The 1,291-nt window shown below is 65.5% G+C and carries 1 protein-coding gene; it reads left to right on the top strand.

Features of this window, described 5'->3' with window-relative positions:
• Positions 1-50: 50 nt before the first annotated feature.
• On the top strand, positions 51-1,291 hold a 1,241-nt coding region (locus Q9G87_RS60285; protein WP_305925683.1), incomplete at its 3' end, for an IS630 family transposase.

The following is a 1,291-nucleotide window of genomic DNA, read 5'->3' as shown; positions in this document are numbered from 1 at the left end:
CTAGTGTGATCCGCCTGAAATTCGCCAGGTAAGTCCGTATGGTGATGGCTATGACGCCTCCCGGACCAGCTGCGGTGGAGATCCGCTTATCGGAGAGTGAACGGGCTCAGCTGATCGGCATGTCGGTGGAATCGTCGAGGCGGGCGGTCCGGGCGAAGATCGTGCTGGCGTGTGAAGGGCCGCGAGTCAGCACCGCGCAGGTGGCGCGGGAGTTGAATCTCGCCGAGAGTACTGTGCGCAAGTGGCGTGCGGCTTTCGCCCGTGGCGGGCTTCAGGCGCTGGTCGACGAAGTGCGCACGGGCCGGCCCAAGGCTGAGTTGACGGTGTCTGATGCTGAGCGGGCGGTGCTGCAGCGATGGGCGCGGCGGGCCAAATCCGCACAGGTCCTGGCGATGCGCGCGAAGATCGTGCTGGCCTGCGCGGACGGCGCCGACAACAAGAAGATCGCCGAGCAGTTGCGGGTGCACCCGGACACGGTGTCCAAGTGGCGTCATCGGTTCCTGCGTCTGCGACTGGATGGGCTGATCGATGAGCCACGCCCCGGCCGCCCGCCGTCGATCAGTCTCGAGCAGGTCGAGCAGGTCGTGGTGGCCACGCTGGAAGAGACGCCGACCGGTGCCACACACTGGACGCGCGCCTCGATGGCGCGGCGCAGTGGACTGTCGGAGTCGACCATCGGCCGGATCTGGCGAGCCTTCGACCTCAAGCCGCACCGCACGAGCACGTTCAAGCTGTCGACGGATCCGTTGTTCGTGGAGAAGGTCGTCGACGTGGTCGGGCTCTATCACGACCCGCCGGAACGCGCGGTGGTGTTGTGTGTGGATGAGAAGTCGCAGATCCAGGCGCTGGATCGGTCGCAGCCCGTGCTGCCGATGATGCCGGGCATGCCCGAGCGGCGCACCCATGACTACGTTCGGCACGGCATCACCAGTCTGTTCGCCGCCTTCAACATCGCCGACGGGAGCGTTATCGGTGAACTGCACCGTCAGCATCGCGCCGCCGAATTCAAGAAGTTCCTGGCCACGATCGACAAAACAGTGCCGGCCGAGCTCGATGTCCACCTGATCTGCGACAACTACGGCACCCACAAGACGCCGGCGATCAAAGCCTGGCTGGCCCGCCATCCCCGCTTCCACATGCACTTCACCCCGACCGGCTCCTCGTGGATCAACCAGGTCGAGCGCTGGTTCGGTTACCTGACCGACCAGCTGATCCGCCGCGGAGTGCACAAGAGCGTCCAGGCACTGGAGGACGATATCCGCGCCTGGATGGATCGCTGGAACGCCGATCC

The organism is Nonomuraea turcica (assembly GCF_030718205.1).
GTDB lineage: Bacteria > Actinomycetota > Actinomycetes > Streptosporangiales > Streptosporangiaceae > Nonomuraea.
This window is presented reverse-complemented; position numbering and strand designations above follow the sequence as displayed.